This window comes from Brevundimonas fontaquae (assembly GCF_017086445.1).
GTDB classification, from domain to species: Bacteria; Pseudomonadota; Alphaproteobacteria; order Caulobacterales; family Caulobacteraceae; genus Brevundimonas; species Brevundimonas fontaquae.
This window is the reverse complement of record NZ_CP070968.1, coordinates 1,343,465-1,369,803: the sequence shown is the minus strand read 5'-3', so window position 1 is coordinate 1,369,803 and position 26,339 is coordinate 1,343,465. Positions and strand designations below refer to the sequence as shown.

Here is a 26,339-nt window from a genome sequence, read left to right as displayed (position 1 = left end):
TTCACCATAGCGGTCTCATTGTTGCGAGACCGCGTTCCATGTCCGATCTGAAGACCGACGTCATTCATCGTGGCGACTGCATCGAGGTGCTGAAGAGCCTGCCCGACGCCTCGGTGGACATGGTCTTCGCCGATCCGCCCTATAATCTGCAGCTGGGCGGCGACCTGCTGCGTCCCGACAACTCCAAGGTCGATGCGGTCGATGACGACTGGGACAAGTTCGCCAGCTTCGCCGAATACGACGCCTTCACCCGCGCCTGGCTGGCGGAATGCCGCCGGGTCCTGAAGCCCGAGGGTTCTATCTGGGTGATCGGCAGCTATCACAACGTCTTCCGCCTGGGGTCCGCGATCCAGGACCTGGGCTTCTGGGTGCTGAACGACATCATCTGGCGCAAGTCCAACCCGATGCCGAACTTCAAGGGCACCCGGTTCACTAACGCCCATGAGACCCTGATCTGGGCCGCCAAGTCGCGGGATCAGAAGCGCTACACCTTCAACTACGATGCGCTGAAGGCCTTCAACGAAGACACCCAGATGCGCTCCGACTGGACCTTCGCCCTGTGCACGGGCGAGGAGCGGATCAAGGACGCCGACGGCAAGAAGGCCCATCCGACCCAGAAGCCCGAGGCCCTGCTGCACCGTGTCCTGCTGTCGGCGACGCGCCCCGGCGACGTGATCCTGGATCCCTTCTTCGGCACCGGCACTACCGGCGCCGCCGCCAAGCGGCTGGGCCGCCACTACATCGGCATCGAGCGTGACGAGACCTATGCCGAGGTCGCCGAAACCCGCATCGCCTCGGTCATCCCTGCCCGCCCCGAGGACCTGATGGTCACCGGCTCCAAGCGCGCCGAGCCCAAGGTCCCGTTCGGCGCCCTGGTCGAGGCCGGCCTGCTGCAACCCGGCGACCGCCTGTATTGCCCCAAGGGTGAGCGCGAGGCGCGTGTTCGCGCAGATGGTTCGCTGGTTCACGGCTCGCTCAGCGGCTCGATTCATAAGCTGGGCGCGCTGTTGGAAAACGCGCCTGCCTGTAACGGCTGGACCTACTGGCGCTTCAAGACCGACCAGGGGCTGAAATCCATCGACGCCCTCCGCTCCGAAGTTCGCGCTGCGATGTAGCCGCTGCGACGACGCGTCGCATAAGCCACATCAATCACTTAGCTGGCAATCTGTCGTCGATACGTACGATTTCGCACACGACCTATAGGTCAGCTTCGCTGTAACCCCTCGAAACCTATGTGAAAATTCGCTGCCTGTGATGGAACTTCGCAGTTGCGAGAACATTGATGTCAACGGCCCGCCAGGATGCGGTGTCGGAGCACATCACCATGAAAATCGCGCAGATCACCCCGCTGTACGAGGCTGTCCCTCCCAAGCTGTACGGCGGTACGGAGCGTGTGGTTGCGCATCTGACCGACGCCTTGGTCGAGCTGGGCCACGACGTGACGCTGTTCGCCAGCGCCGACGCCCAGACCAAGGCGCGCCTAGTGCCTGTGCGCGATCAGGCCATCCGCCTGGATCCGGCGCCGTTGAAATCCGATCTCGCCGCCCACCTGTCGATGCTGGGCGAAGTGTTGGACCGCGCCGACGAGTTCGACGTCATCCACTTCCACACCGACATGGTCCACTTCCCGCTGTTCCAGAAATATGCGGACAAGACCCTGACGACCCTGCACGGCCGTCTGGATATGAAGGACCTGCCCGGCGTCTACGCGCGCTGGAGCGAGTTCGGCCTGGTCTCCATCTCCGACGATCAGCGCAAGCCGCTGCATTTCGCCAACTGGAAGGCCACCGTCCATCACGGCATGCCCGGCGAACAATATATCTTCTCTCCGAAGTCTGAGGGCTATCTGGCCTTCCTGGGTCGCATCTCGCCCGAGAAACGCCCCGACCGCGCCATCGAGATCGCCACCAAACTGGGCAAGCAACTGAAGATCGCCGCCAAGGTGGACGCCGCCGACAAACGCTATTGGGAAGAGACGATCCGCCCGCTGGTCGAGGGCAATCCGCTGATCGAGTTCATCGGCGAGATCGGCGACCATCAGAAATCCGCCTTCCTCGGCGGCGCCGAAGCCCTGCTCTTCCCCATCGACTGGCCCGAGCCGTTCGGCCTGGTGATGATCGAGGCCATGGCCTGCGGCACCCCGGTGATCGCCTTCCGTTGCGGCTCGACGCCCGAGGTCATCGAAGACGGCGCCACAGGCTTCCTGGTCGACACGATGGAGCAGGCGATCGCTGCGGCCGGGCGCGTCCATCTGCTGGATCGCGAGGCCGTGCGCGCGCGCTTTGACCTGCGCTTCTCCGCCACCGCCATGGCGCGCCGCTACCTGGACGTCTACGGCGACCTACTGGCGCGCCGTCCGTTCGCGGAAGCCGCGTTGGACAATGTCGTCACCCCGCTGCGTCCGCTCGAAGAAGACCGCAGCTTCGCCGCCATCGCCTAAGCGTCAAAGCCTACGATTATCCAAGAAAGACAGGCGGCGGGGGTGAACCCTCTGCCGCCTGTTTCATTTCATCTCTCAAGCGGCCCCTGAGCGCCGCATTCGGGTGCGACACGTTCGGCCAAGGCCTCACAACGACGGGGAAGAGACCGCATGGACGACGCCTATTCCACTCAACTGACCGCCGGTGAATCGGTCGAGGCCACGGGTCTCGAACAGCTGATGGCGCTAAAGGAAGGCGATACCTTCCTGGTCGCCGACGGATGGGGCGACATGAAGGGCGGCGCCGACGGCCTGTTCGCAGGCGATACCCGCGTGCTGTCGCGCTGGGCCATGACCGTCGGCCTGCTGAAGCCATCGCGCCTGTCGTCGGGCGTCAGCCAGGACAACGTCTTCTTCTCCTGCCACACCACCAACCGTCCCCTACCCCCGATGGGCGGTCGATCGGCCCCGGCCGGCGTCCTGCATATCGAGCGCCGGCGTTTCCTTTGGAACCGGCGGATGTTCGAGCGCATCCGCATGGTCAACCATGGGGTGGAGGACATCCTGCTGCCGCTGGCCTTCGATTTCGGCGCGGACTTCTTCGATATCTTTCAGGTGCGCGGCACGCCTAGAGCCAAGCGCGGGACGATCCACACGCCGACCACCGACGGTCGCCGCGTGACCTTCCGCTACACCGGGCTGGACGACGTGGACCGGTCCAGCTGCATCGCCTTTTCCGAACCGCCCGCGCGCCTGACGCATCAGCGCGCCGAGTTCATGTTCAGCCTGCCCAAGGGCCGCTCTCTGGATCTGTTCATCGAGTGCGGCGTGGACGCCTGCGAGACGCCGGACGCCGACCGTTGGCGCCAGAACGCCATCCAGGCCCGCCTGGCCATGCGCGCCAAACGCCGGCGCGGCGCCTCGGTGCGCGGCCCTCGCAGCCCCCGATTCAACGACTGGCTGGACCAGTCGCGCGCCGACATGGCGCTGTTGACGACCGACCTGCCGACCGGGCCCTATCCCTACGCGGGCACACCGTGGTTCTCGACCCCATTTGGCCGCGACGGGATCATTTCGGCCTGGCAAATGCTGTGGCTGGACCCGTCGCTGGCCAAGGGCGTGCTGACCTATCTGGCCTCGCGCCAGGCGACCGAGACCTCGCTCTATCGAGACAGCCAGCCCGGCAAGATCATGCACGAGACGCGCGGCGGTGAGATGAGCGCGCTGCACGAGGTGCCGTTCGGTCTCTACTATGGCGGGGTCGACACCACCTGCCTGTTCGTGGCCCTGGCCGGCGCCTACGCCAACCGGACCGGCGATCTGGATCTGATCCGAAAGCTCTGGCCCAACCTGATCGCGGCCGCCGACTGGATGCGCGACTATGGCGACAGCAACAATGACGGCCTGATCGACTACCAGCGCGGGGCCGACACCGGCCTGTCCAACCAGGGCTGGAAGGACTCTGAGGATTCCATCTTCCACGCCGACGGTCGCTTCCCCAAAGGTCCGATCGCGCTTTTGGAGGTTCAGGGCTACGCCTTCGCCGCCTGGAAAGCGCTGGGTGATCTGGGCGAGCGCCTGCACGACGATCGCACGACCGAATGGCGGATGCGCGCCGAACAGGTCCGCTCGCTGGTCGAGGAAAAGTTCTGGATGGAAGATGAGGGCTTCTATGCCGTGGCCCTCGACGGCGACGGCCAGCAATGTCGCGCCATCGCCTCCAACGCCGGGCACCTGCTGTTCACCGGCCTGCCGTCGCTGGAACGCGCGCGGCGCGTCACCAAACGCCTGCTGACCGCCGAGTTCCGCACCGGCTGGGGCATCCGCACCCTGGAGGTCGGACAGGCCCGCTTCAATCCGATGAGCTATCACAACGGCTCGGTCTGGCCGCACGACACCGCCATGGCCGCCGCCGGCATGGCCGCCTATGGCGAGCGCGATGCGGTCGCGCAAATCCTGGCCGAGATCTACGCTGCGGCCGCCCACTTCCACCTGCGGCTGCCCGAACTGTTCTGCGGCTTCCCGCGTGAGCCGGGCGAGCCGCCCATCGCCTATCCGGTCGCCTGCCTGCCCCAGGCCTGGGCGGCGGGATCGGTCTTCCTGATGCTTCAGGCGACCCTGGGCCTGTCGATCGACGCCTGGACCGAGACGGTCGATCTCGCTGACCCGGTCCTGCCCGCCGGTCTGGATCGTCTCAAGATCACCGGCCTGGAAGTCGGCGGCGCCGTTGTCGATCTGAATATCCAGCACGCCGACGGTCGCGCCGTGGTCATCCCGCATCACAAGCAGGGCAAGGTTTCGATCCGCACGTTGCGATAGGGGTCAGCCGAAGAGATCGGGGGCACTCGCCCGATCCAGCGCCTTGGCGAAGACCGTCGGCAGGGCGGCCCGCGCCGCCTCGATCGGCATCCAGCGATAGTCGCCGTCCGCATCGACGCGCGCGGTCATCACCGCCAGCGTCAGGCTGAAGTGGGTGAAGACGTGCTCCACAGCCCCCGCGTCGCGCCAGTCGGCCTCGACCGGCGCTGCGGCAACAGGCTCGCCTATCGCCCAGTCGCTGGTCGGCAGGCCCAACATTCCGCCGAGCAGCCCTTTTTCGGGTCGCGTCTCGACCGCGACACGCCTTTGGTCGTCGATCAGCACATAGGCCACGCCCCGCCAATGCGGCCGGTCGGCCTTCTTGATCTTCACCGGAAACCGGGCCGGGTCGCCCGTGGCAAGACCCAGGCATTCGCTGGCCACCGGACACGTCCCGCAAGATGGCGACTTGGGCCGGCAAACCGTCGCGCCCAGATCCATCAGCGCCTGAGCCCAATCGCCCGGCCGCTCGTCCGTGACGAACAGGCCCGCCAGCCGCCTCAGCTCGGGCCGGGCGGCGGGGACCGGCGTCTCGACCGCAAACAGCCGCGCCATCACCCGCTCGACATTGCCGTCCACGACATTGGCCGCCCGGTCGAAGGCGATGGAGGCGACGGCTGCGGCCGTATAGGCGCCGACGCCCGGCAGCGCGAGCAGCGCCGCCTCGGTGTCCGGAAACACGCCGCCATGCTCGCCCGCCACCGCCCGCGCACAGGCCAGCAGATTGCGCGCGCGCGCATAGTAGCCCAGCCCCGCCCAGGCCCCCATCACCTCCGCATCCTCGGCCGCCGCCAGGTCCGAGACCGTCGGCCAGCGCGTGGTGAAGGCGTGGAAATACGGCGTCGCATGCGGCACGGTCGTCTGCTGCAGCATGACCTCCGACAACCAGACGCGGTATGGCTCGGTCCGCGGCGCGCCGACGGCGGCCCGCCACGGCAGGCTGCGCGCATGGGCGTCGTACCAGGCCAGGAGCCGGGAGCGGATCAGGTCTATGTCGGGAGAGACGTCAGGCATCGGTCGCGCTATATAGACCCATGCGCCGCACGCTGCCCACAGACGCCGAGGTCCGCGAGATCCTGTCTCGCCGCCGCACCCGTCCGGTCCCCCGACCGGCGCCGCGCGCGGGCAAGGCGCTGACGCCCCTGATCAAGAAGCTGGACGAGCAGTTCGGCCGGGGCGCAGGCGCGCTGGAGCCCCGCTGGCGTGAGATCGTCGGCGATCGCCTGGCGCGCGTGACCCGTCCTCAGAAACTGACCAAGGGTAAGGGCGGGCAGCCCGGCGTGTTGGAGTTGCGCGTCGCCGGCGCCGCCGCCCTGCTGATCCAGCACCAGTCCGAGGACATCCTGGCCCGCGTCAACCTGTTCCTGGGCGCCGGGACGGTGGATCGATTGCGCATCGCCCAGGGTCCGGTCGCCCCTTTGAAGGAGGCCGCCGCCCGTCCCAAACGCAGCGCCAAGCCGCCGCCCCTGCCCGCCAAGGCCGAGGCCGATCTGGCCGCATCGATCGCTTCAGCCCCCGACGATCTGCGCGCCGCCCTGGCCCGGCTGGGCCGCGTCGCCCTGTCGCGCCCCAGCATCGACAGCGAGTGAACCCTGCGCCTCGGTTGGCAGGTCTTCTCGCCTGCTGTAGGTAGGGACGGTAAAGATAAGAATTCCGCACGGCATGTCCTGGTCGCGCGCCTGGACTCCTAGCCTCGATGAAGCAACAAGACGATTGGCGACTGACCGAGCTCGTGGAGCACGAGATGGGTCGCGGCGACCCGTTTGCGGCCGCCGTTCGCGGCACCCGCATGCCGATGGTCATCACCAACCCGCGCCTGCCTGACAATCCGATCGTCTTCGTCAACAAGGCCTTCCAGGACCTGACGGGTTACGAGCGCGACGAAATCATCGGCCAGAACTGCCGGTTCCTCCAAGGCCCCAAGTCGGACAAAACCGCCGTCGCCAGGATCCGCGAAGCGATCGACGCCGGCAAAGACATTCATGTCGACCTGCTGAACTATCGCAAGGACGGCAGCACCTTCTGGAACGCCCTGTTCATCAGCCCCGTGCGCAACGCCGAGGGCGAGATCGAATATTTCTTCGCCTCTCAGCTGAACGTCACCGAACGCGTCGAGGCTCAGGTTCTGGTCGAAAAGCAGAAGGCCGTCGTCGAGCGCGAGGTCGCCGCCCGCACCGCTGACCTGCAGGAAGCGCTGACCGCCAAGACCCTGCTGCTTCACGAGGTCGATCACCGGGTCAAGAACAACCTGACCATGATCGGCTCGCTGCTGCGCCTGCAATCACGCACGCTGTCCGATCCGGCCCTGACCGCAACCCTGGACTCCATGCTGGAGCGGGTGGACGCCCTGGCGACCGTTCATCGCAAACTCTATCAGTCCGAGGACGTCACCCAGTTCGACGTCGGCGCCTTCACCAACACCCTGGTCGCCGATGTGATCGGCTCGACGGGACGCACCGATATCGAGGTCGTCGTCGATGTGGAGCCGATGTTCATCCCCTCGACCCATGCCTCGTCGATCGGCCTGATCATCAACGAACTGCTGACCAATGCGATCAAGCACGGCTTCGCCGACGATCGGGGCGGCCGATTGATCGTCTCGGCCAGGAAGACGGAACAAGGCGGCCAGGTTGTTGTTCAGGACGACGGCCCCGGCATACCCGGCGCCGCGCATCAGGGATTGGGCAAGACTTTGATCGGTCGTCTCTCCAAACAGATCGGCGGCAAGACGCTGTGGCTCCCGGCCGAACCCGGAACGCGCGCGGTCGTCGACTTCCCCGTGAGCGGCTAGGTGCGCGCCGCCGGGCCTCACTTCGACATCCTGGTCGTCGAGGACGAGGCCCTGCTCGTGATGGACCTCGAGGCCATGCTCGAGGACGAAGGCCACCGACTGGTCGCCGAGGCCATGTCCTTGAGCGAGGTCGAGGCTCTGTCGCTCGATGCCCCGCCCGACATCGCCTTCGTCGATATCCAGTTGGCGGAAAACTCCAGCGGTCTGGACGTGTCTCGCCTGATCAAGGACCGCTGGCCGTCCACGGCCGTCGTGTTCCTGACCGCCAACCCGAAGATGATTCCCGAGGACTTCTTGGGCGCCCACGGCGTGATCCCCAAGCCCTTCTCGCGTTCCGGCCTGCTGTCGGCGATGCGCTTCATTCAGCAGGGTCTAAGCGATCCGCCGCCGCGTCAGGACAGGCCGCAAAGTTTCATCCCCGCACCGGCCATCGATCGGGCCTGGGCGCGCGGATAAGGCGCTGTTGACAAAACTTCGCCGCACCTGTTCCAGACTAGTTCAGGGTTGCGCCATTCCCGGGGAATCGCGTGATCATCGCCAACGATCCGATCCGAGGAACCTTCATGGCCGACACTGAATCCCGCTTCGCCCGCATGAGCCGTCGTGCGGCCATCACCGGCGCCGCACTGGCGACCATGGCTTTGGCGGCCTGCGGCGGCGGCGCCAAGGGTGCGGCCGAAGGCGACATGGGTCTGGGCGCGCCCGAAGGCGCCAAGGTCACGGTGGTCGAATACGCCTCGGTCACCTGCCCCCACTGCGCCCTGTGGCAGAAGAACACCTGGCCAGCGTTCAAGGCGAAATACGTCGACACCAACAAGGTCCGCTACGTCTTCCGCGAACTGCCGACCCCGCCGGTCGACGCCGCCACCGCCGGCTTCCTGGTCGCGCGCTGCGCCGGTCCGGACAAGTATTTCGACGTGGTTCACCAGCTGATGGCGACACAGCAGGAGATGCTGACGTCCTCGCCGCGCGACTGGCTGCTGCGCACCGCCCAGGCCGCCGGCCTGTCCGAGCAGCAGTTCAACGACTGCGTCACCGACAAGGACGCCGTAGCCGCCATGGAGAAGCGCGTGCAGGCCGCCCGCGCCCAGGGCGTGACCGGCACACCGGCCTTCTACGTCAATGAGACGCAGGTCATCTCGCCCGGCGGCGAAGGCGCCAGCCTGGCCGACCTGTCCACCGCCATCGACGCGGCCCTGGCCAAGTAACCGAGGCCAAATCAGATGATGCGACGCGCCTTCATCGCCGCCGGTTTCGCCCTCGCCGCCCTGACCAGCGGTTTGGCGACGCCGGCGCTCGCCGCCGATGCGCCCCCGCCCGTCACGGCCCAGGATCATATCCTGGGTCGGGCGAATGCGCCGGTGACGGTGATCGAATACGCGTCCTTCACCTGCTCGCACTGTGCGGACTTCCACAACACCGTGCTGCCGGCCTTCAAGGCCAAATATATCGACACAGGCAAGGTCCGGCTGGTTCACCGCAACCTGCCGACCCCGCCCGCCAATCTGGCCGCCGCCGCCGCGGTCGTGGCGATGTGCGCGGCGCCCGAGCGCTACTTCGACGTGGCGGCCGTCTTCATGCGTGATCAGGCAGGCCTGCGCGTCACCGGACCCCAGCCCTGGTTCGCGGCCGGCATCGCCGCCAGCGGAAAAACCCGCGACCAGATTCAAGCCTGCATGGAAACCCCGGCGGGCCGCACCGCCCTGGATCAGCAGATCGAAGGCGCCGACAAGGCCGGCGTCACGGGAACGCCCACCTTCTTCGTCAATGGGACGATGGTCATGGATCATTCGCTGGAGGCTCTGTCGGCCGCCATCGATCCGCTGCTTCGGTAGTCCGTCGGGACGATGCAGTTCCAGCGCCTCCGGCTCGTCGGCTTCAAGTCGTTCGTCGATCCGGCGGAGGTGCATATCGAATCCGGCCTGACCGGCGTCGTCGGCCCGAACGGCTGCGGCAAGTCCAATGTCCTTGAAAGTCTGCGCTGGGTCATGGGCGCCAACTCGGCCAAGGCCATGCGCGGCCAGGGCATGGACGACGTCATCTTCGCCGGAGCGGCCGGCCGTCCCCCGCGCAGCCACGCCGAAGTCAGCCTGACCATCGACAACGCGCAACGCCGCGCGCCCCAACCCTTCACAGACAGCCCCGTGCTGGAGGTGTCGCGCAGGATCGACCGGGGCCAGGGCTCGACCTACCGCATCAACGGCAAGGAGGTGCGCGCACGCGATGTGCAGCTGTTGTTCGCCGACGCCTCGACCGGCGCCAACTCGCCGGCACTGGTGCGTCAGGGCCAGATCTCGGAACTGATCGCCGCCAAGCCGCAGAACCGCCGTCGCATCCTGGAAGAGGCGGGCGGCGTCGCCGGTCTGCATACCCGTCGGCACGAGGCCGAGCTGCGCCTCAAGGCCGCCGAGACCAATCTGGACCGGCTGGACGACATCGGCCGCGAGCTGGAGACGGCGCTGACCCGGTTGAAGCGTGAAGCCCGCCAAGCCGAGAAATACAAGAAGATCTCAGCAGAGATCCGCGCCCTCCAGGCCGCCCTGCTCTATGTGCGTTGGAACGACGCGCGCCTGGCCGCAGAGGCCGCCGCCGCCGAACTGCGCGAGGCCGACCGGGCGGTGGCCGACACCACGACCGCCGCCGCCGCCGCCCAGACGGCCGCCCTGTCCGCTCAGGACGCTCTGAAGCCCGCGCGGGAAGAGGACGCCGTCGCCTCCGCCCTGCTGCACCGCGCCAGTCTGGAGCGCGATCGGCTGGACATGGCCGAACAGGCGGCCCGCGCGGAAGTGGATCGCCTCAAGGCCGAGGCCGCACGCATCGCAGCCGACGCCGCGCGCGAAGACGGCATGGCCGCCGACGCCCAGCGCGAACTGGACCGGCTGGAGAACGAACTGAGCCGGCTGAAGGCCGAGATCGCCGCCGCCCCCGAACGCGGCCCCGAACTGGACAAGGCCCTGGCGGCCGCTGAGGACGCCCGCAAGGCTGCCGACGGCGAGGTCGAACGGCTGGCGGGGATGCTGGCCGCCGTCGAGGCCCGCGCCAACGCCGAGACGGCCCGCAAGCGCGACGCCGAGGCCCGACTGGCCCGCATCACCGCCCAGCACAATCAAGCCCGACGCGAACGCGAGGCTCTAGGGCCGCTGGAAACGCTAGAGCTGGAAGCCGCCCGCCAAGCGCTGGAAGCGGCGCAGGCCGACCTTGCCGCGGCGCGCGACGCCGTCGAGGCGGCTGAGGCCACACGCGGCGACCTGGCCCGCGCCGAACAAGAGGCCCGCACCGCCGCCCGCGCCGCTGAGGACCGGTTGGGCCGGCTTCAGACCGAGGCGCGCGGCCTGGCCCAACTGCTGGTCACCGGCAAGCGCGACCATCCCCCTGCGCTGGACAAGGTGCGGGCCGACAAGGGGTTCGAGGCCGCCTTGGCCGCCGCCCTGGGCGACGATCTGGATGCGGCGCTGGACGCCAAAGCCGCCGCCTATTGGGGCGGGGCGGAGGCGCCCTCCCCGTCCTGGCCCGCCGGGATCGCGCCCCTGTCCGACCATGTCCAGGCCCCGGAACAGCTGACCGCTCGCCTCGCTCTGTGCGGTGTGGCGCCGAAGGCCGAGGCGGCCCGGCTGGCTCAGGCCCTGCCGCCCGGCGCGCGCCTGGTGACGGTCGAGGGCGACCTCTATCGCTGGGACGGGTTCGTCAGCCGCGCCGAGGCGCCGCGCCCGGCCGCCGTGCGGCTGGCCCAGCGCACGCGCCTGGCCGAGCTTGAGGCCGAGATCGACAAGGGCAAGCCCGCCCTGGATCAGGCCCAGGCCGCCCAGAAGTCGGCGACGGAAGCCTTCCGCGCCGCCGAAGAGAAGGTCAAGGCCGCACGCTTGAAGCCCTTCGCCGCCGAAAAGGCCGTGACCGCCGCCCGCGACCGCGTCGAGACCCTGGCCCGCGACCAGACCCGCCGCGAGGCCCGCGCCCAGGCGTTGGACGACACCGTGAGCCGGCTGGCGGCCGACGCAGCCGAGGCGCAAGCCGCCTTGGACGCCGCCCAGACCACCGACGCCCCGTCCGAGACGATCGCCGGCTTGCGCGATGAGCTGACCGACGCCCGCGCCACGGCCGACGCCGCCCGCACCGCAGCCCAGACCGCCCGGTCGGACCGTGACGCCGAGGCCCGCGATCGTCAGGGCCGCGAGCAGCGGCTGGGCAGCCTGACCCGCGCTCGCGAAGGCTGGGTCACGCGGTCCAGGGACAGCGCCGGCCGCGTCGCCGCCCTGGCCAAGGACGCCGACCGGACCTCAGCCCTGCTGAAACAGGCCGAGGTCGCGCCCCAGGGCTTCGCTGAACAGCGCGGCAAGCTGCTGGACACCCTGGTCGCCGCCGAACAGAGGAAACAGCAGGCGTCGGACGCCATGGCCATCGCCGAGACCGAGGCGACCGAGGCCGACCGCGCGTCGCGCGCCGCCGAAACCGCCGCGTCGCAGGCCCGCGAGGCGCGCGCCGGCCTGTCCGCCCGCGCCGAGGCCGCCGCCGAGAAGCTGACCGAGGCCGAGACCACCCTGCGCGAGACTGCGCAGATGTCGCCGCAGGAGCTGGGTCAGAAGCTGACCGACGACGCCATCGCCCGCCCGCCCGACGCTGCCGGGGCCGAGAGCCTGCTCTACGGGCTGGAGCGCGAACGCGAGGCCCTGGGAGCCGTCAACCTGCGCGCCGAGGACGAGGCGGTTGAATACGGCGAGCGGCTGAACAGCATGAAGTCGGAGCGCATCGACCTGACCCAGGCGATCGCCAAGCTGCGCGACGGCATCGACGAGCTGAACGCCGAGGGCCGTGAGCGGCTGGTGGCGGCCTTCGACGTGATCAACACCAACTTCAAGACCCTGTTCGAGGCCCTATTCGGCGGGGGGCAGGCGGAGCTGAAGCTGGTCGAGAGCGACGATCCGCTGGAGGCGGGGCTTGAGATCTACGCCTGCCCGCCCGGCAAGCGGTTGTCGGTCATGAGCCTGATGAGCGGGGGCGAGCAGGCGCTGACGGCGGCGGCCCTGATCTTCGGCGTCTTCCTGGCCAACCCCGCGCCGGTCTGCGTGCTGGACGAGGTGGACGCACCGCTGGACGACGCCAACGTGGACCGCTTCTGCCGGATGCTGCACGAGATGCGCAGCCGCACAGACACCCGCTTCATCGTCATCACCCACAACCCCGTGACCATGAGCCGGATGGACCGGCTGTACGGCGTCACCATGCCCGAACGCGGCATGAGCCAGCTGGTCAGCGTGGACCTGAAACAGGCGGAGACCCTGATCGCATGATCGCCCTGCTGCTCGCGTTCGCCGATCCTCAACTTGTCCCGACCGGCGTAGGGCGGTTCGCCATCTATGCCGACGCCGCCTCGATCGAGCGCGAGGGTGACGTGGCGCGGATGCGGGAACTGCAGGTGACCGAGGCCGGGTTCAAGGTCGGAGACGTGACCTATGTCGGGGGCTGGTCGCGGTGGGCGTTCGACTGTCGGGCGAGCACGGCGGATCGGTTGGACTTCTCCTCCTTGAAGGCGGACGGGACGGAAGGGCCGGCGACGCCGGACGCCACCCCCGCCTACGACGCCGCGCCGGGCGGGGATGCAGCCGAGCTGCTGGCCATCGCCTGCGGGGCCGAACGGCCGGCCCAGGCGCTGACGCTGAAGCAGGCCATCAGCCAGGGACAAAGGGCGCTGGCGGACTGACAGCCCCCTCGGCGGGCTTGTCCGACCCTTGCGGCCATTCGATACGGTCGCGCGGCAGGGCCTCGCGGCATTCGTCGCGCATGAAGGCCATCAGCTTCTCGCGGATCTCGCAGCGTAGGTCGAAGGCGACCGGGGCCGAGCGGGCGCTGGCCAGGCAGCGCACCTGAAGCACGCGTTCGGTGATGTCGGTGACCTGCATCACCTGCACGTCGCCGTCCCAGTGTTTGGACGCCTTGACGATGCCCTCGAAGGCGGTGCGCAGCCGGTCGATGGGCGCTTCGTAGTCCACGTAAAAGAAGGCGACGCCGATCAGACGGGCGTTCTCGCGCGTCCAGTTCTGGAACGGCTTGGTGATGAAATAGGACAGGGGCAGCACCATCCGGCGCCAGTCCCACAGCTTGACCACCACATAGGTCGAGGTGATCTCCTCGACATTGCCCCACTCGTTCTCGACGATGACGGCGTCGTCCAGGCGGATGGGCTGGGTCAGGGCGATTTGGATGCCGGCGACCATGTTCGTCAGGATCGGCTGGAGCGCCAGACCGGCGATGATGCCGACCACGCCGGCCGAGGCCAGCAGGCTGACGCCCCACTGGCGGAAACCGGCGATGGTCATCAGGGCAAGGCCCACGGTGACGATGAACAGCACGACCTTGGCCACCCGCTGCAGGATGCGGGTCTGGGTCAGGTGCTTCCTGGCCAGCAGATTGTCCTCGACGGCGATATTGTACCGCTTGAGGTGCATGACCGACCACATGTCGAGCACGCCCGACGCCATCCAGCCGAGGGTCAGGATGAACAGGAACAGCAGGGCGCTGCGGATATCCTCGGAAGGGCCGGGATCCATCGGCGAGACGGTCACGCCGATGCCGATGCCGATGATGATGATCAGGACGCGCAGCTTGACCCGGGCGCGTTCGACCACGCCGCGCCAGAAGAGATCCTTGTTCCGAACGACGCGACGCAGGATGGCGAAGACGATCTTGTGCGTCAGCCAGCCGCCGCCGACGAAGACCAGCAGGACCAGGCCGATGACCGTCCATTCGGGCAGCCAGTCGAACCGGTGCCACAGGGCGCGGATCTGGCGGGTGACGGCGATGATTTCGGGAGGCATGAGCTTCCTAACGCGTCAGGGCCTTTGCGGTTGAGCCGTCGCCTCGACGAGGTCGGCCAGGCGCTGGGCGGCGTCGGGGATGGCGACGCTGCGGGCGGCGGCGGACATGGCCGACAGGCGCGCCGGATCGGACAGGACGCCGGTCAGGGTCGAAGCCAGGCGATCGACGGTCAGGTCGTCTTCCAGAATGACCTCGGCCGCGCCCGCATCGGTCAGGGCCTTGGCGTTCAGGCGCTGGTGGTCGTCGGTGGCGATCTTCAGCGGGATCAGGACGGACGGCAGGGCCGCGACCGCCAGTTCGGCGCAGGTCGAGGCGCCGGAGCGGCCGACGACCAGGTGCGCCTTGGACAGCCGGTCAGCCATGTCGCGGAAGAAGGGGGCGACCTCAGCCTCAATCCCGGCCTCCAGATAGATCTGGCGCGCGGCCTCCAGCGTCTCGGGGCGGGACTGCTGCTGCACCTTCAGGCGGCGACGCAGGGCTTCCGGCAGGGCGGCCAGGGCGCGGGGCGTGGTCTCGGACAGGATGCGGGCGCCCTGGCTGCCGCCGGTGACCAGCAGATGGATGGGGCCGTCGGCGGCGGGAGCGACATAGGGGCGGTCGAACAGGGCGCGGATCTCGGACCGCACCGGCGAGCCGACGACATGGGATCGGCCCTGGACCTTGGCCGGCGCGCGTTCCAGCGTCGGGAAGGACGAGGCGACCTGACCGACATAGGGGGCCAGGATGCGGTTGGTGCGGCCCAGGACCGCGTTCTGCTCATGAATCACCGTCGGTCGCTGGGACGTGACGGCGGCGACCAGGGCCGGGGCGGACGGATAGCCGCCGAAGCCGACGACGACGTCCGCGCCCAGCCGGTCGAAGGCCGTTCGCGCCTGGACCACGCCCTTGAAGATGGCGACGCCCGCCTTGATCAGGCCCAGAGGGCCGGAGCCGGTGGCGGCGTCCAGCGCCAGCCGCTCCTCGGCGGGAAAGGCGTGGGCGTATTGTTCGCCCCGATGATCGGTCGCCAGGACCACGCGCCAGCCGCGCGCCGCCATCTCGCGCGCCAGGGCCTCGGCCGGGAACATATGGCCGCCGGTGCCGCCGGCGGCGACGACGCAGAGCTTGGTCATGGGCGAGGCTCCGAAAAAGAGGGGCTGAATAGTCTGAAGTTCAGACGGTGGGCAGGCAAAAACACCGTCTAATTCGTCTAATCTGTCTAATGTCGGCCAGGAACGGTGCGGCGAGGAATGGGGCGGCGACAGGATCGCACGGTTTTGCAGCGTGGGCAGGAGACGGTCGATCGCGAGCGGTAAGCGAAGGAAATCATACGGATGTTTTCGTCAAAGAAGGCTGGCTAATCGCTCTTTCGTCCTCCGACGGGCGTAGCGAGATCGCGGGACGACGAAAGAGAACTACAGCAACCGCCGGCCCATGGTCAGGCTGGCGCCGGGTTCGTAGGCGCCGGGTCTGCGTCGCGTCAGGGCGAGCGCAAAGCCCATGGTCAGGCCCATGGCCAGCATGGAGGAGCCGCCGTAGCTGATGAAGGGCAGGGTCATGCCCTTGGTCGGGATCAGGTTCAGGTTCACCGCGACGTTGATGCAGGCCTGAAGCCCGATCAGCATGAATAGGCCCGCCGCCGCCGTCTGCTCGAACGGATCGGTCAGCTTCATCGCCCGGCGCATGCCGCGAATGACGATGAAGGCGTAGAGGCTGATCATGATCAGGCTGAGGATCAGGCCGAACTCCTCGGCGCCGACCGAATAGATGAAGTCGGTGTGGAGGTCGGGCACGCGGCGCTTCATCACGCCTTCGCCAATGCCGCGTCCCAGCAGGCCGCCGGCGCGAATGGCCTCGGACGCGCTATCGATCTGATGGGTGTCGGTGGTTTCGGGCGAGAAGAAGCGGCTGAGACGGTCGCGCATGTGGCCGAAGACGAAATACAGCGACACCAGCCCCGCCATGCCCAGGCTGGCCAGAACCGCCATCCATTTGAACGGCACGCCCGCCATGAAGAAGACGGCCATGAAGGTGGTGGTGATCAGAAGCGTCTGGCCGATGTCGGGCTGGATCAGCAGCAGCGAGACGGTCAGGGCATAGAAGCCGAAGGCGATGGTGACGCCGGGCACCCCCTGCCCTTTTTGCGCCTCGGCGAACATCCAGGCGGCGAAGACGATCAGGCCGGGCTTGGCGAACTCGGACGGTTGCAGGCTGAAGGGGCCGAAGTTCACCCAGCGGGCGGCCCCCTTCACCGTATCGCCGATGAACGGCAGGGCCATCATCACGACGATGGCGCCGAACAGGGCCAGGACCGCGATCCGCCGCACGCCGCGCGGCGACATCAGCGAGGTCGTCAGCATGATGCTGAGCCCCACGCCCGAGAAGACCATCATCCGCCAGGAATAGTGGAAGGGGTCGGTGATCGATTCATCGGCCAGGATGGCGGCGGGGCTGGAGGCGAAGCTGAGCGCCACGCCCAGGGCCATCAGCGCGAGCGCCGCGCCCAGCAGGCCGCGATCCACGGTCCAGAACCACTGGGCCACATGGCTTTGGTCGTTGCGGGAAAAGGCGGGGGTGTAGGGAGCGCTCATGACGCGGTTTCCGGGACGGTGCCGAGAGCCAGAACGGCGGCGCGGAAGGCCTCGCCGCGCGCCTCGAAGTCCTTGAACTGATCGAAGCTGGCGCAGGCGGGGGACAGAAGGACGATCTGGTCGCCGCCGGCGGAGGCTGCATCGACGGCGGCGGCGGCCACGGCGGCGTCGAGGGTGCGGGCGATGACGTGGGGCGTATCAGCAAGTGTTTCGGCGAAGGCCGCTGCCGCGTCGCCGATCAGATAGGCTTTGGCGATGCGGGGGAAGAGGTCGGCGAGGTCCGCGATGCCCCCGGCCTTGGGCACGCCGCCGGCGATCCAGAAGACGGACGGATAGGAGGCCAGGGCCTGACGGGCGGCGTCGGCGTTGGTGGCCTTGGAATCGTTGATGAAGCGCACGGAGCCGAGGCGGCCGACCGCCTCCATGCGGTGCGCCAGGCCGGGGAAGGACAGCAGGCCGGCGACGGCGGCGTCGTGATCCAGACCGAGCGCGCGGGCGGTCGCATAGGCGAAGGCGGCGTTCTGGGCGTTGTGACGGCCGGGAAGCGAGCGGGCGGCGGTGAGGTTTACGAGTTTGCGACCTTCGCTCCAGATCGCGCCGGGGACAGCCTTGATGCCGCTCATCCCCGCAAAGGCGGGGACCCAGTTCTGTGGGCGCTCCACAGGTAGGGATGGGGCAAGACGTTGATCCTCGGCATCGTCTCCTGACGAAAGCCCTGGGTCCCCGCCTTCGCGGGGATGAGCGGAGGAGGAAATAGCGATGACGCGTTGGGAGCGTTCAGATGCGATCCCCTGCCCCCAGCTGTCGTCCACACCCACCAGAGCCAAATTATCCCGTCCCTGATTGGCGAAGATACGCGCCTTGGCCGCGACATAGCCGTCCATGCCGCCGTGGCGGTCCAGGTGGTCCGGGCTGATGTTGGTCAGGATGGCGACATCGGGGGCGAAGGTCGTGGTCAGGTCCAGCTGGTAGCTGGAGACCTCGATCACATAGACGGCGCCCGGCGTCGGTTCGGGCAAGGCCAGGACGCCGACGCCGATATTGCCGCCGACGTGGACCGTCAGGCCCGACGACCTCAGCACCCAGCCGATCAGGGCGGTGGTGGTGGACTTGCCGTTCGTGCCGGTGATGGCGACGACGCGCGGTCCCCCGGTCAAGCCGGAGGATGACGACGAATACGAGGCCAGGGCGCGGGCGAACAGTTCGATGTCGCCGAGGACGGGCACGCCGGCCGCGCGGGCCAGGTCCACGGTCCAGTGCGGCCTGGGATGGGTCAGCGGCGCGCCGGGCGACAGAACCAGGGCGGCGAAGTCGGACCAGTCGGCGGCAGCCAGGTCCTCGACCGTGAAACCCTCGCCTTTCGCCTGCGCCCGGCCGGCCTCGCCGTCGTCCCACAGGACCGGTATCGCGCCCCCGGCCTGAAGGGCGCGTGCGGCCGTGATCCCCGACCGTCCCAGGCCGAAGACCGCGACCCGCCTGCCTTCAAAGCCGGGAACGGGGATCATCGGATCAGCGCAGCTTCAGCGTCGACAGGCCCAGCAGGGCCAGGGCGCCGGCGATGATCCAGAAGCGGATGACGACGGTGGATTCCGGCCAGCCCATCTTCTCGAAATGGTGGTGGACCGGCGCCATCAGGAAGATGCGCTTCTTCGTCAGCTTGTAATAGCCGACCTGGATCATGACCGAGGCGGCCTCCATGACGAACAGGCCGCCGACGATGCCCAGGACCAGTTCGTGCTTGGTGGTGACGGCGATGGCGCCCAGCGCGCCGCCCAGAGCCAGCGAACCGGTGTCGCCCATGAAGATCTTGGCCGGCGGGGCATTGTACCAGAGAAAGCCCGCGCCGCCGCCGATCATGGCCGCGCAGAAGATGGCCAGTTCGCCCGCGCCAGGCACGTGGTGGACCTGAAGATACTGGGCGAAGACGAAGTTGCCGGCGAGGTAGCTGATCACGCCGAACGCGCCCGCCGCCATCATCACCGGCACGGTCGCCAGCCCGTCCAGACCGTCGGTCAGGTTCACCGCATTGGAGAAGCCGACGATGGTGAACGCCGCGAACGCCACATAGAACCAGCCGATGTTCAGCAGCACGGCCTTAAAGAAGGGGAAGGCGATCGACGTCTCGAGCCCCGGCGAGGTCGGCGAGACGGTCATCCACAGCACGGTCAGGACGCCGGCGACGACGGCGACGACGGTCTGGGCCAGGAGCTTCTGTTTCGAGGTCAGGCCGGCCGAAGTCTGTTTGGTCACCTTGGCGTAGTCGTCGATGAAGCCCAGCACGCCGAATGCCGCCGTCACGAAGCTGACGATCCAGATGTAGGGGTTGGTCAGGTCGCCCCAGAGCAGCACCGCCACGCCGATGCCGGCCAGGATCATCAGACCGCCCATGGTAGGGGTGCCGACCTTGGACAGGTGGGACACCGGGCCGTCGTCGCGGATCGGCTGGCCCCGGCCCTGTTTGGCGCGGATCCAGTTGATGAAGCGGCTGCCCATGGCGACGGCGACGATCATGGCGGTGGCCATGGCGAGGGCCACGCGCACCGTCTGGTACTGAACCAGGTTCAGCAGCGGATACTGGTGCGCCACGTCGGCGTAGTAGAGATAGAGCAGATAGAACATTTTGGTCCTCTATCGCGTCGCGGGCGGCGTGTCGCGGCCTTGAAGATCGGCCAGCGCCTTTGCCACCAGCGAGGCCTTGGAGCCGTTCGAGCCCTTGACCATGACGATGTCGCCGGGCGCGACCAGCAGGGCCGCCTCGGCCGCCAGTTCCGCCGCCGTCGCGCGCCAGACGCCGCGTCGCGAGACCGGCAGCGCGTCGTACAGCCAGCGCATCTCGAGCCCGGCGGCGTGGACGAGGTCGAGGCCGGCGGCGTCGATGGGGCCGGCGAGACCTTCATGCAGGTCGCGGCTCTGCTCGCCCAGTTCCAGCATGTCGGTCAGCACCACCACGCGGCGGCCCGAGGTCGAGCGCGCGCCCAAAGTCTTGAACCCGGCGGCCATGGACAGGGGATTGGCGTTGTAGCTCTCGTCAATCAGGGTGAAGGCGCCGTCCGGCGTCGTGACCGTGCGGGTCTGGCCGCGTCCGGCCAGAGGCTGGACCCCCGCGAGGGCCTCCAGGCCCGTCTCCAGCGACACGTCCAGGGCGTCGAGCATCAAGAGGACGCACAGGCTATTCAGGCCCCAATGGGCGCCGGACTGGGCCAGGCGATAGTCGATGCGTCGCCCGAACAGTTCGGCGGCCACCGCCGCGCCCTCTGCGTCCGGCCGGAAGTCCAGCAGGCGAGCGTCATGGCCGGCGTCGGATCCGAACGTCAGCAAACGCGCGCCGACCGCCTTGGCCGCATCGCACAGGATAGCCGAGAAGGCGACGTCGCCGTTCGCCACCGCCGCACCGCCCGGGACCAGACCCTGGAAGATGGTCGCCTTTTCACGCGCGACCCCGGCCTCGCCGTCTGCGAAGGCCTCGATATGGACCGGACCGACCGTGGTGACGCAGGCGGCGTGGGGGGCGACGAAGCGCGACAGCGGCGCGATCTCGCCCGGCGCATTCATGCCGATCTCGAACACGGCGCGCTGGGTCTCGACCGGCATCCGGGCCAGCGTCAGGGGCACGCCAATGTGGTTGTTGTAGCTCTTGATCGAGCCGTGGGCGGGACCGGCGAGGTCGAGGCCCGCCTTGATCGCCTGGGTGACGCTGGTCTTGCCGACGCTGCCGGTGACGGCGCCGCGCTTCACATGGGGCGCGCGCTCGCGGGCGGCGACGCCCAGGGCTTCGAGGCCGCGCAAGGTGTCGGGCACGACGACGCACGGGCCGCCTTCAACCGGGTGTTCGACTAGGGCGGCCGCAGCGCCCGATGCGAAGGCGCCGCTGGCGAACTGATGCCCGTCGCGTTCGCCCTTGAGCGCCAGAAACAGATCGCCGGGGACGATCTCGCGGCTGTTGTAGGTCAGGCCCGTGATCGGGCGATCGTCGCCCTGCAGCACGCCCCCCGTGGCGGCGGCGACTTCGGCGGCCGACCAGAGCGGGCGGGCGGAGTGTTCAGGCATAGAGAGACAGGGCCTCGGACGCGACAGTGGCGTCGTCGAAGGGGTGGGTCACGCCCGCGACGATCTGACCCTGTTCATGCCCTTTTCCGGCGATGACCACCACATCCCCGTCACGCATCATTTCGACGGCGGCCTCGATGGCGGCGCGGCGGTCGCCGATCTCGATCCCGTCCGGGCAGCCGGCGCGGACCTGGGCGCGGATGGCGGCGGCGTCTTCGGAACGCGGATTGTCGTCGGTGACGATGGCGATGTCGGCCAGACGCCCGGCGATCTCGCCCATCAGGGGACGCTTGCCACGATCGCGATCGCCGCCGGCGCCGAAGACGACGATCAGTCGGCCGGTCGCGTGCGGACGCAGCGCGTTCAGCACCGTCTCAAGCCCGTCGGGCGTGTGGGCGTAGTCGACATAGACCTCGCCCCGGCCTTCTATGCCGCCGTCGATGCGTTGGAGGCGGCCTTGCGCGCCGGTCAGGCCTTCCAGCGCGCCGATGACGGCGTCGGCAGGATCGCCGGCGGCGATGCACAGACCGGCCGCTACCAGGGCGTTGGACGCCTGAAACGCGCCGGCCAGCGGCAGCAGGATTTCGCGGATGTCGCCGCGCACGTCGATGGTCAGACGCTGGCCCTCAGGCGTCGCGCGACGGCCGATCAGGGTCAGGTCGCGACCGCGCTCGCCCACGCCCATGACGCCCAGGCCCGCCATGATCGAGGCCGAGGCGAAGACCGAATAGGCGTCGGAATCGGCGTTCAGCACGGCGGTGCGGCCGCGCGGCAGCAGGGTTTCGAACAGGCGCATCTTGGCGGCGCGGTAGTCCGCCATGGTGCCGTGATAATCGAGGTGGTCCTGGGTCAGGTTGGTGAAGGCGGCGGCCTTCAAGGCGACTCCATCCAGGCGGCGCTGATCGATGCCGTGGGACGAGGCCTCCAGCGCGACGTGGGTCACGTCCTTGGCGGCCAGTTCGGCCATCAGGCGCGCGGCCTCGGCGGCGTCGGGGCTGGTCAGGCCGGGGCCGGTCAGGGCGTAGGTCTTGACGCCCTTCTGGCCGATGACGCCTAGCGTGCCCATGCTGGCGGACTTGTGGCCGATCCCGGCCCAGATCTGGCGGCAGAAGGTGGCGACCGAAGTCTTGCCGTTGGTGCCGGTGACGGCGACGCAGGTCTCGGGTTGGGCGCCGTAGAAGCCGCGCGCGGCGATGGCGTAGGCCCGGCGCACGTCGCCCGAGGTGACCAGAACGGGCGCCGCACCATCCGGCGTGTCGGTCGGCGCCAGAACCGCAGCGGCCCCTTGCGCCAGCGCCTGGGGGATGAAGGCGCGGCCGTCGGCGGCCGTGCCCGGCAGGGCGACGAACAGGGCGCCGGGCGAGACCTTGCGGCTGTCGGCGGTGACGCCGGTGATGACGGGGTCCGAGGACACGTCGCGGCGCAGCAGGTCGGACAGGTGAAGCGCGCTCAAAGCCCGTCCCCCGCCACGTCCTGATACTGCGGGATCTTCTCGCCCGAGGCCGTGCGCCAGCGGTCGTCGCGGCGTTCGACGCCCAGGAAGCCGGCGATGCGGTCGGCGATATTGTGCACGGCGGGCGCAGCGACATAGGCGCCGGTCTTGGGATAGGTCCCCGGCTCGTCCATCACGATCAGGATGGCGTAGCGCTTGCCGTTCAGCGGGCCGTCGACGGGGAAGACCGCCGCGAAGGAGCCCAGGGCGTGGCTGGGGTCGTAGCGACCCCCGACCAGTTTGTTGGCCGAGCCCGTCTTGCCGCCGACTCGCAGGCCCGGCGCATCGGCGAAGCCGCCCGAACCCTTGACGACGTTGCGACGCAGCAGGTCGAGAATGGCGCGCGAGGTCTCTTCGGTGACGACCTGTTGCGGCTGGACGTTGCGGGCGCCGCCCTTGCGCAGCGACAGCGGGATCATCCGACCGCCGTTGGTCAGGGCGCCCATGGCCTGAACCATCTGGGCCGGGGTGATCATGATGCCGTAGCCGAAGGACAGCGACGCCAGGGTCGAGTTGTCCCAGCGACGCGGCACGACGGGCTTGGCCGATTCCTTCAGCTCAATCTTTGCGGCGTCCAGCAGGCCCAGGCGGCGGAAATAGTCGCGCATGGTGTTGGGGCCCATCTGCACCGCCAGTTGCGACGTGCCGATGTTGGAGGAGTGCAGATAGACCTCTTCCAGGGTCATCACCCGGTTCTGGGCGTGAAAGTCCTTGATCTTGCGATCGCCGATCTGGAAGGCCTGGGAGGCGTCGAACAGGGTGTTCATGTCGGCCCGACCGGTGTCGAGGCCGGCGGCGACGGTGAAGGTCTTGAACACCGAGCCCATTTCGTAGTGGCCCGAGACGGCGCGGTTCAGGGTGGCGCCGTCGGGCGCCGCGCCGCGATCGGCCGAGTTGAAGGTCGGCCAGGACGCCATGCCCAGCACCTCGCCGGTCTGGACGTCGGTGACGATGCCGACGGCGCCCTTGGCTTGGTTCTTGATCGCGGCGGCGGCGAGTTCGTTTTCCAGCACGCCCTGCACGCGCAGGTCGATGGACAGGGGGAAGGCCTCGCCGCGCTGACCCGCCGCGCGGATCTCGTCGTTGAAGGCCAGCTCGGCGCCCGAGACGCCCTGCCCGCCCGTGTCGGCGTCGCCGATCAGGTGGACGGCCGAGGTTCCCAGCGGATAGGCGCGACGGTCCTCGGGCTCGAAGGTGACGCCGCCCAGCGCCAGGTCGTGGACGGCGGCCTTTTCCTGAGGCGTCAGGCCAGTCAGGGCGATCAGACGACGGTCGCCGCCCAGCACCCTTTTCAGACGCTCAGCCGAGATGCGCGGCAGGGCGCGGCGGATCTGGCGATAGGCCAGATCGCGATCCCAGATCTCGGCCGGGTCGATGTAGAGGCCGTAGTGGACGATGTTGGTGGCCAGAAGCTCGCCATTGCGGTCCGTCAGGTCGCCGCGCACCAGGGCGTTCGGATTGACGCCGCGTCCCAGGCCGTTGGCCGGGGCGAACAGGGCCTTATACGATGCGCCGATGGCCAGGCCGCCGAAGACGCAGGAAAAGACGATCAGGATCAGGAAGATGCGGACGCGCGTGTCCTCTTCCGGGCGAGCGTCGGCGCGGGCGCGCTCGAAGCCGTGCTCCAGCCGCCAGACCAGTTCCGTCAGCCAGCGCCAGAAGGGCGACAGGCGGCCTTGCAGCCGTTCCTGGAAATCGGCGCCCGGCGCGGGGCGGTGATAGCGATGATCCTGAACGCTCATTGCGCCGGCTCCGGCGAAGGCGTTGGGACGGGTGCGTCATCGGCGACGGCGGTGGGCGCCGGCGCGGCTGCGGGAGCAGATGCGGCGGGTTGAGCGGGGACGGGTTTAAGGGCGGTCAGCTGACCTTCCTTGGCCTGACGGGCGACCGCGACGGGCGCCATGCCGATCTGGCGAGACAGGCTTTCCAGACGGGCGGGCTGCTCCAGCCGGGCGACCTCGGCGCGCAGCAGGCGGACGCGCTGTCCGTTCTCACGGATGTCCTGTTCGATCTGGGCGATGCGGCTGCTCTCACGCGCTGCGGCGGCCTTGGCGGCATAGACCGACACGATCATGATCGCGACCAGGGCCACGCCGATGATCTCGACCCAGCGCACGCCCCGCACCTTCCAGTCGAACAGGCGCTGAAGGGCGGTGCGGGAATAGGTGAAGAAGGGCGCCGTGGTCATGCCGCAGCCCTCCCCGCCATCTTGCCCCAGGCGGGGGCGTCGGTGCGGACGGCGGCGCGCAGCTTGGCCGAGCGGGCGCGGGGGTTGGTGGAACGCTCTTCGTCGCCCGCCTCGCGCGCGCCCTTGAACTGAAGCGTGAAGCTGGGCTTGCGCGGATCGACGGCCATCGGCGCATGACGCGAACCTGCGGGGCTGTTGCCCGTGCGCTCGGTCAGGAAGGCCTTGACGATGCGGTCTTCCAGCGAATGGAAGGTGACGACGGCGAGGCGTCCACCGGGGGCGAGCGTCGCCTCGGCCGCCTCCAGACCGCGCTCCAGCTCGCCCAGTTCGTCGTTGACCGCGATGCGCAGGGCCTGGAACACCCGCGTCGCCGGATGGATGGGCGCGCCGCGACGGCCGCCCAGGGCCTTTTCGACCACCTCGGCCAGATCCAGGGTGCGGGTGAACGACTGTTCGACGCGGCGACGCAGGATGGCGGTGGCGACGCGGCCCGACTGGCGCTCTTCGCCATACAGTTTGAAAATGTGGGCCAGGGGACCGTGGTCCCAGGTATTGACGATGTCGGCGGCGGTCGCGCCTTCATCGGACATGCGCATGTCCAGCGGACCGTCGCGCATGAAGGAGAAGCCGCGCTCGGCCTGATCCAGCTGCATCGACGAGACGCCAATGTCGAAGACGGCGCCGTCCAGCTTCGCCTTGCCGCTGTCGGCGAACGCCTGAGCCAGACCCGAGAAGGGGGTGCGGATCAGCTGGAACTGGCCAGGGAAGTCGCTGGCGACGGCGTCGGCGTGCAGCTGGACCGTCGGGTCGCGATCCAGGGCGACGACCTGGGCGCCCGTTTTCAGGATGGCGCGAGTGTAGCCGCCGGCGCCGAAGGTGGCGTCGATCACGACGTCGCCGGGCGCGGGCGCCAGGGCCTCGATCACCTCGGCCAGCAGGACGGGGGCGTGGGGAGCGTCAGTCACGATCCGCCTCCAGCCAGCTTCATCTGGGCCGCCAGTTTCAGGGCGCCGATCTGGGCCATGCCGGCCTTGGCCAAGGCGCGCTGTTCGGCGCGGCGGGCCGCCCATTTTTCTCGCGACCAGATCTGGAAGCGGTCGTTCAGGCCGACGATGACGACGGTGTCGCCCAAACCCGCCTCGGCGCACAGCGCCTCAGGCAAGGTGATCCGACCGCCGGAATCGTAGGCCAGACGCACCTGCTCGCCCATCACCTGCCACTCCAGCGCCGAACGCTCCTCGGAGCCGAACGGCAGGGCTTCGATCATTTCGGCATAGACGGCGAACAGGCGGTCGCCGCCCGCTTCCAGACAGTCGGCCTCGATCGAAGGGAAGATGAACACGCCGCCAGCGGCGCCGTTTTCGGTCGTGCGGAAATCGTTGGGGATGAGGAGACGGCGCTTGCCGTCCAGCTGCTTCTCATAGGTCGAGAGAAACACGCCCTGTCCAATCGAGCCCTTCGGCCCGTCCCTAGATGCCCTGACGAACGCCCGCCGCGCCCGCCTCTCAGCCCCAAATCATGATGCTGGGATAGCATGGGATGAAATGGGCCTCAATGGGATCGAAGCCAAGATTTAACCATGTTTTGACGTGTGGCGACTTAAGCACGCTTTAACAGCTGGAACATACACGGAACAAACAAAGTATTCACAGGCTGTGCGGCGT

Annotated in this window: 22 protein-coding genes; 10 read left to right on the top strand and 12 right to left on the bottom strand. The window is 68.5% G+C overall.

The genetic code is table 11. The annotated features are described in order from the left end of the window. Positions 1-38 precede the first annotated feature (38 nt). The 3 genes from JX001_RS06630 to JX001_RS06620 all read left to right on the top strand — a co-directional run bounded on the left by JX001_RS06630 (position 39) and on the right by JX001_RS06620 (position 4,738). Entirely contained in the window at positions 39-1,115 is a 1,077-nt protein-coding gene (locus tag JX001_RS06630; RefSeq protein WP_205682816.1) for a site-specific DNA-methyltransferase, read from the top strand. A 209-nt stretch (positions 1,116-1,324) separates the two neighbouring features. After that, positions 1,325-2,440, top strand: a complete 1,116-nt coding sequence (locus tag JX001_RS06625) for a glycosyltransferase family 4 protein (protein ID WP_205683104.1) — start codon at positions 1,325-1,327, stop codon at positions 2,438-2,440. Between the two features lie 150 nt (positions 2,441-2,590). Then, the gene (locus JX001_RS06620; RefSeq protein ID WP_174085207.1) at positions 2,591-4,738 is read left to right on the top strand and encodes an amylo-alpha-1,6-glucosidase; all 2,148 of its coding nucleotides are present in this window, start codon (positions 2,591-2,593) and stop codon (positions 4,736-4,738) included. Positions 4,739-4,741: 3 nt separating this feature from the next. On the opposite strand, the gene mutY is transcribed toward JX001_RS06620, so the two are convergent. Then, positions 4,742-5,791 (bottom strand): A/G-specific adenine glycosylase, encoded by a 1,050-nt coding sequence (gene mutY, locus JX001_RS06615; RefSeq protein WP_205682815.1) that lies wholly within the window; start codon positions 5,789-5,791, stop codon positions 4,742-4,744. Between the two features lie 20 nt (positions 5,792-5,811). Here mutY and JX001_RS06610 point away from each other — a divergent pair, with 20 nt between their 5' ends. The 7 genes from JX001_RS06610 to JX001_RS06580 all read left to right on the top strand — a co-directional run bounded on the left by JX001_RS06610 (position 5,812) and on the right by JX001_RS06580 (position 13,263). Continuing rightward, entirely contained in the window at positions 5,812-6,366 is a 555-nt protein-coding gene (locus tag JX001_RS06610) for a DUF721 domain-containing protein (RefSeq protein ID WP_205682814.1), read from the top strand. Between the two features lie 107 nt (positions 6,367-6,473). Then, complete coding sequence (locus JX001_RS06605; RefSeq protein WP_205682813.1) at positions 6,474-7,568, top strand: PAS domain-containing protein; 1,095 nt, start codon at positions 6,474-6,476, stop codon at positions 7,566-7,568. Beyond that, on the top strand, positions 7,569-8,024 hold the full coding sequence (locus tag JX001_RS06600; protein WP_205682812.1) for a response regulator: 456 nt from the start codon (positions 7,569-7,571) through the stop codon (positions 8,022-8,024). A gap of 107 nt (positions 8,025-8,131) precedes the next feature. After that, a complete protein-coding gene (locus tag JX001_RS06595) occupies positions 8,132-8,776 on the top strand; it encodes a DsbA family protein (protein WP_039246870.1) in 645 nt (214 codons plus the stop codon). A gap of 15 nt (positions 8,777-8,791) precedes the next feature. Then, positions 8,792-9,403, top strand: coding sequence for a thioredoxin domain-containing protein (locus tag JX001_RS06590; protein ID WP_205682811.1), 612 nt, complete (start codon positions 8,792-8,794; stop codon positions 9,401-9,403). 12 nt (positions 9,404-9,415) lie between these two features. Beyond that, a complete protein-coding gene (gene smc, locus JX001_RS06585; protein WP_205682810.1) occupies positions 9,416-12,853 on the top strand; it encodes a chromosome segregation protein SMC in 3,438 nt (1,145 codons plus the stop codon). Then, complete coding sequence (locus JX001_RS06580; RefSeq protein ID WP_205682809.1) at positions 12,850-13,263, top strand: surface-adhesin E family protein; 414 nt, start codon at positions 12,850-12,852, stop codon at positions 13,261-13,263. Before smc ends, JX001_RS06580 begins: the two co-directional genes overlap by 4 nt. On the opposite strand, the gene JX001_RS06575 is transcribed toward JX001_RS06580, so the two are convergent. From JX001_RS06575 to JX001_RS16510, 11 genes are all read right to left on the bottom strand, one after another. After that, positions 13,232-14,377: a mechanosensitive ion channel family protein gene (locus JX001_RS06575; RefSeq protein WP_205682808.1), complete on the bottom strand. Its 1,146-nt coding sequence runs from the start codon at positions 14,375-14,377 to the stop codon at positions 13,232-13,234. The two genes, JX001_RS06580 and JX001_RS06575, sit on opposite strands and share 32 nt — an antisense overlap. 15 nt (positions 14,378-14,392) lie before the next feature. Next, entirely contained in the window at positions 14,393-15,490 is a 1,098-nt protein-coding gene (gene murG / locus JX001_RS06570; protein WP_205682807.1) for an undecaprenyldiphospho-muramoylpentapeptide beta-N-acetylglucosaminyltransferase, read from the bottom strand. A 282-nt stretch (positions 15,491-15,772) separates the two neighbouring features. Next, positions 15,773-16,948 carry a peptidoglycan glycosyltransferase FtsW gene (locus tag JX001_RS06565; RefSeq protein ID WP_055805836.1) on the bottom strand — a complete coding sequence of 392 codons (1,176 nt, stop codon included), beginning with the start codon at positions 16,946-16,948 and terminating at the stop codon, positions 15,773-15,775. Next, complete coding sequence (murD, locus tag JX001_RS06560; RefSeq protein ID WP_205682806.1) at positions 16,945-18,453, bottom strand: UDP-N-acetylmuramoyl-L-alanine--D-glutamate ligase; 1,509 nt, start codon at positions 18,451-18,453, stop codon at positions 16,945-16,947. Before murD ends, JX001_RS06565 begins: the two co-directional genes overlap by 4 nt. Positions 18,454-18,457: 4 nt before the next feature. Next, on the bottom strand, positions 18,458-19,567 hold the full coding sequence (gene mraY, locus JX001_RS06555) for a phospho-N-acetylmuramoyl-pentapeptide-transferase (RefSeq protein ID WP_017504532.1): 1,110 nt from the start codon (positions 19,565-19,567) through the stop codon (positions 18,458-18,460). Positions 19,568-19,576: 9 nt separating this feature from the next. Next, complete coding sequence (locus tag JX001_RS06550) at positions 19,577-20,995, bottom strand: UDP-N-acetylmuramoyl-tripeptide--D-alanyl-D-alanine ligase (RefSeq protein ID WP_205682805.1); 1,419 nt, start codon at positions 20,993-20,995, stop codon at positions 19,577-19,579. Then, positions 20,988-22,448 (bottom strand): UDP-N-acetylmuramoyl-L-alanyl-D-glutamate--2,6-diaminopimelate ligase, encoded by a 1,461-nt coding sequence (locus tag JX001_RS06545; RefSeq protein ID WP_205682804.1) that lies wholly within the window; start codon positions 22,446-22,448, stop codon positions 20,988-20,990. The genes JX001_RS06550 and JX001_RS06545 overlap by 8 nt, the downstream gene beginning before the upstream one ends. Continuing rightward, complete coding sequence (locus tag JX001_RS06540; protein ID WP_205682803.1) at positions 22,445-24,229, bottom strand: peptidoglycan D,D-transpeptidase FtsI family protein; 1,785 nt, start codon at positions 24,227-24,229, stop codon at positions 22,445-22,447. Before JX001_RS06540 ends, JX001_RS06545 begins: the two co-directional genes overlap by 4 nt. Then, complete coding sequence (gene ftsL, locus JX001_RS06535) at positions 24,226-24,675, bottom strand: cell division protein FtsL (protein WP_205682802.1); 450 nt, start codon at positions 24,673-24,675, stop codon at positions 24,226-24,228. Before ftsL ends, JX001_RS06540 begins: the two co-directional genes overlap by 4 nt. Continuing rightward, positions 24,672-25,640, bottom strand: coding sequence for a 16S rRNA (cytosine(1402)-N(4))-methyltransferase RsmH (rsmH, locus tag JX001_RS06530; RefSeq protein ID WP_205682801.1), 969 nt, complete (start codon positions 25,638-25,640; stop codon positions 24,672-24,674). Before rsmH ends, ftsL begins: the two co-directional genes overlap by 4 nt. Continuing rightward, a complete protein-coding gene (locus tag JX001_RS16510; protein ID WP_017504538.1) occupies positions 25,637-26,113 on the bottom strand; it encodes a division/cell wall cluster transcriptional repressor MraZ in 477 nt (158 codons plus the stop codon). The genes rsmH and JX001_RS16510 overlap by 4 nt, the downstream gene beginning before the upstream one ends. Positions 26,114-26,339 lie beyond the last annotated feature (226 nt).

What these genes read in the sequence shown, in the direction of transcription:
- JX001_RS06630 (WP_205682816.1), top strand. Translation starts at nt 39, where the DNA reads ATGTCCGATCTGAAGACCGACGTCATTCATCGTGGCGACTGCATCGAG.
- JX001_RS06625 (WP_205683104.1), top strand. Translation starts at nt 1,325, where the DNA reads ATGAAAATCGCGCAGATCACCCCGCTGTACGAGGCTGTCCCTCCCAAG.
- JX001_RS06620 (WP_174085207.1), top strand. Translation starts at nt 2,591, where the DNA reads ATGGACGACGCCTATTCCACTCAACTGACCGCCGGTGAATCGGTCGAG.
- mutY (WP_205682815.1), bottom strand. Translation starts at nt 5,791, where the DNA reads ATGCCTGACGTCTCTCCCGACATAGACCTGATCCGCTCCCGGCTCCTG.
- JX001_RS06610 (WP_205682814.1), top strand. Translation starts at nt 5,812, where the DNA reads ATGCGCCGCACGCTGCCCACAGACGCCGAGGTCCGCGAGATCCTGTCT.
- JX001_RS06605 (WP_205682813.1), top strand. Translation starts at nt 6,474, where the DNA reads ATGAAGCAACAAGACGATTGGCGACTGACCGAGCTCGTGGAGCACGAG.
- JX001_RS06595 (WP_039246870.1), top strand. Translation starts at nt 8,132, where the DNA reads ATGGCCGACACTGAATCCCGCTTCGCCCGCATGAGCCGTCGTGCGGCC.
- JX001_RS06590 (WP_205682811.1), top strand. Translation starts at nt 8,792, where the DNA reads ATGATGCGACGCGCCTTCATCGCCGCCGGTTTCGCCCTCGCCGCCCTG.
- smc (WP_205682810.1), top strand. Translation starts at nt 9,416, where the DNA reads ATGCAGTTCCAGCGCCTCCGGCTCGTCGGCTTCAAGTCGTTCGTCGAT.
- JX001_RS06580 (WP_205682809.1), top strand. Translation starts at nt 12,850, where the DNA reads ATGATCGCCCTGCTGCTCGCGTTCGCCGATCCTCAACTTGTCCCGACC.
- JX001_RS06575 (WP_205682808.1), bottom strand. Translation starts at nt 14,377, where the DNA reads ATGCCTCCCGAAATCATCGCCGTCACCCGCCAGATCCGCGCCCTGTGG.
- murG (WP_205682807.1), bottom strand. Translation starts at nt 15,490, where the DNA reads ATGACCAAGCTCTGCGTCGTCGCCGCCGGCGGCACCGGCGGCCATATG.
- JX001_RS06565 (WP_055805836.1), bottom strand. Translation starts at nt 16,948, where the DNA reads ATGAGCGCTCCCTACACCCCCGCCTTTTCCCGCAACGACCAAAGCCAT.
- murD (WP_205682806.1), bottom strand. Translation starts at nt 18,453, where the DNA reads ATGATCCCCGTTCCCGGCTTTGAAGGCAGGCGGGTCGCGGTCTTCGGC.
- mraY (WP_017504532.1), bottom strand. Translation starts at nt 19,567, where the DNA reads ATGTTCTATCTGCTCTATCTCTACTACGCCGACGTGGCGCACCAGTAT.
- JX001_RS06550 (WP_205682805.1), bottom strand. Translation starts at nt 20,995, where the DNA reads ATGCCTGAACACTCCGCCCGCCCGCTCTGGTCGGCCGCCGAAGTCGCC.
- JX001_RS06540 (WP_205682803.1), bottom strand. Translation starts at nt 24,229, where the DNA reads ATGAGCGTTCAGGATCATCGCTATCACCGCCCCGCGCCGGGCGCCGAT.
- ftsL (WP_205682802.1), bottom strand. Translation starts at nt 24,675, where the DNA reads ATGACCACGGCGCCCTTCTTCACCTATTCCCGCACCGCCCTTCAGCGC.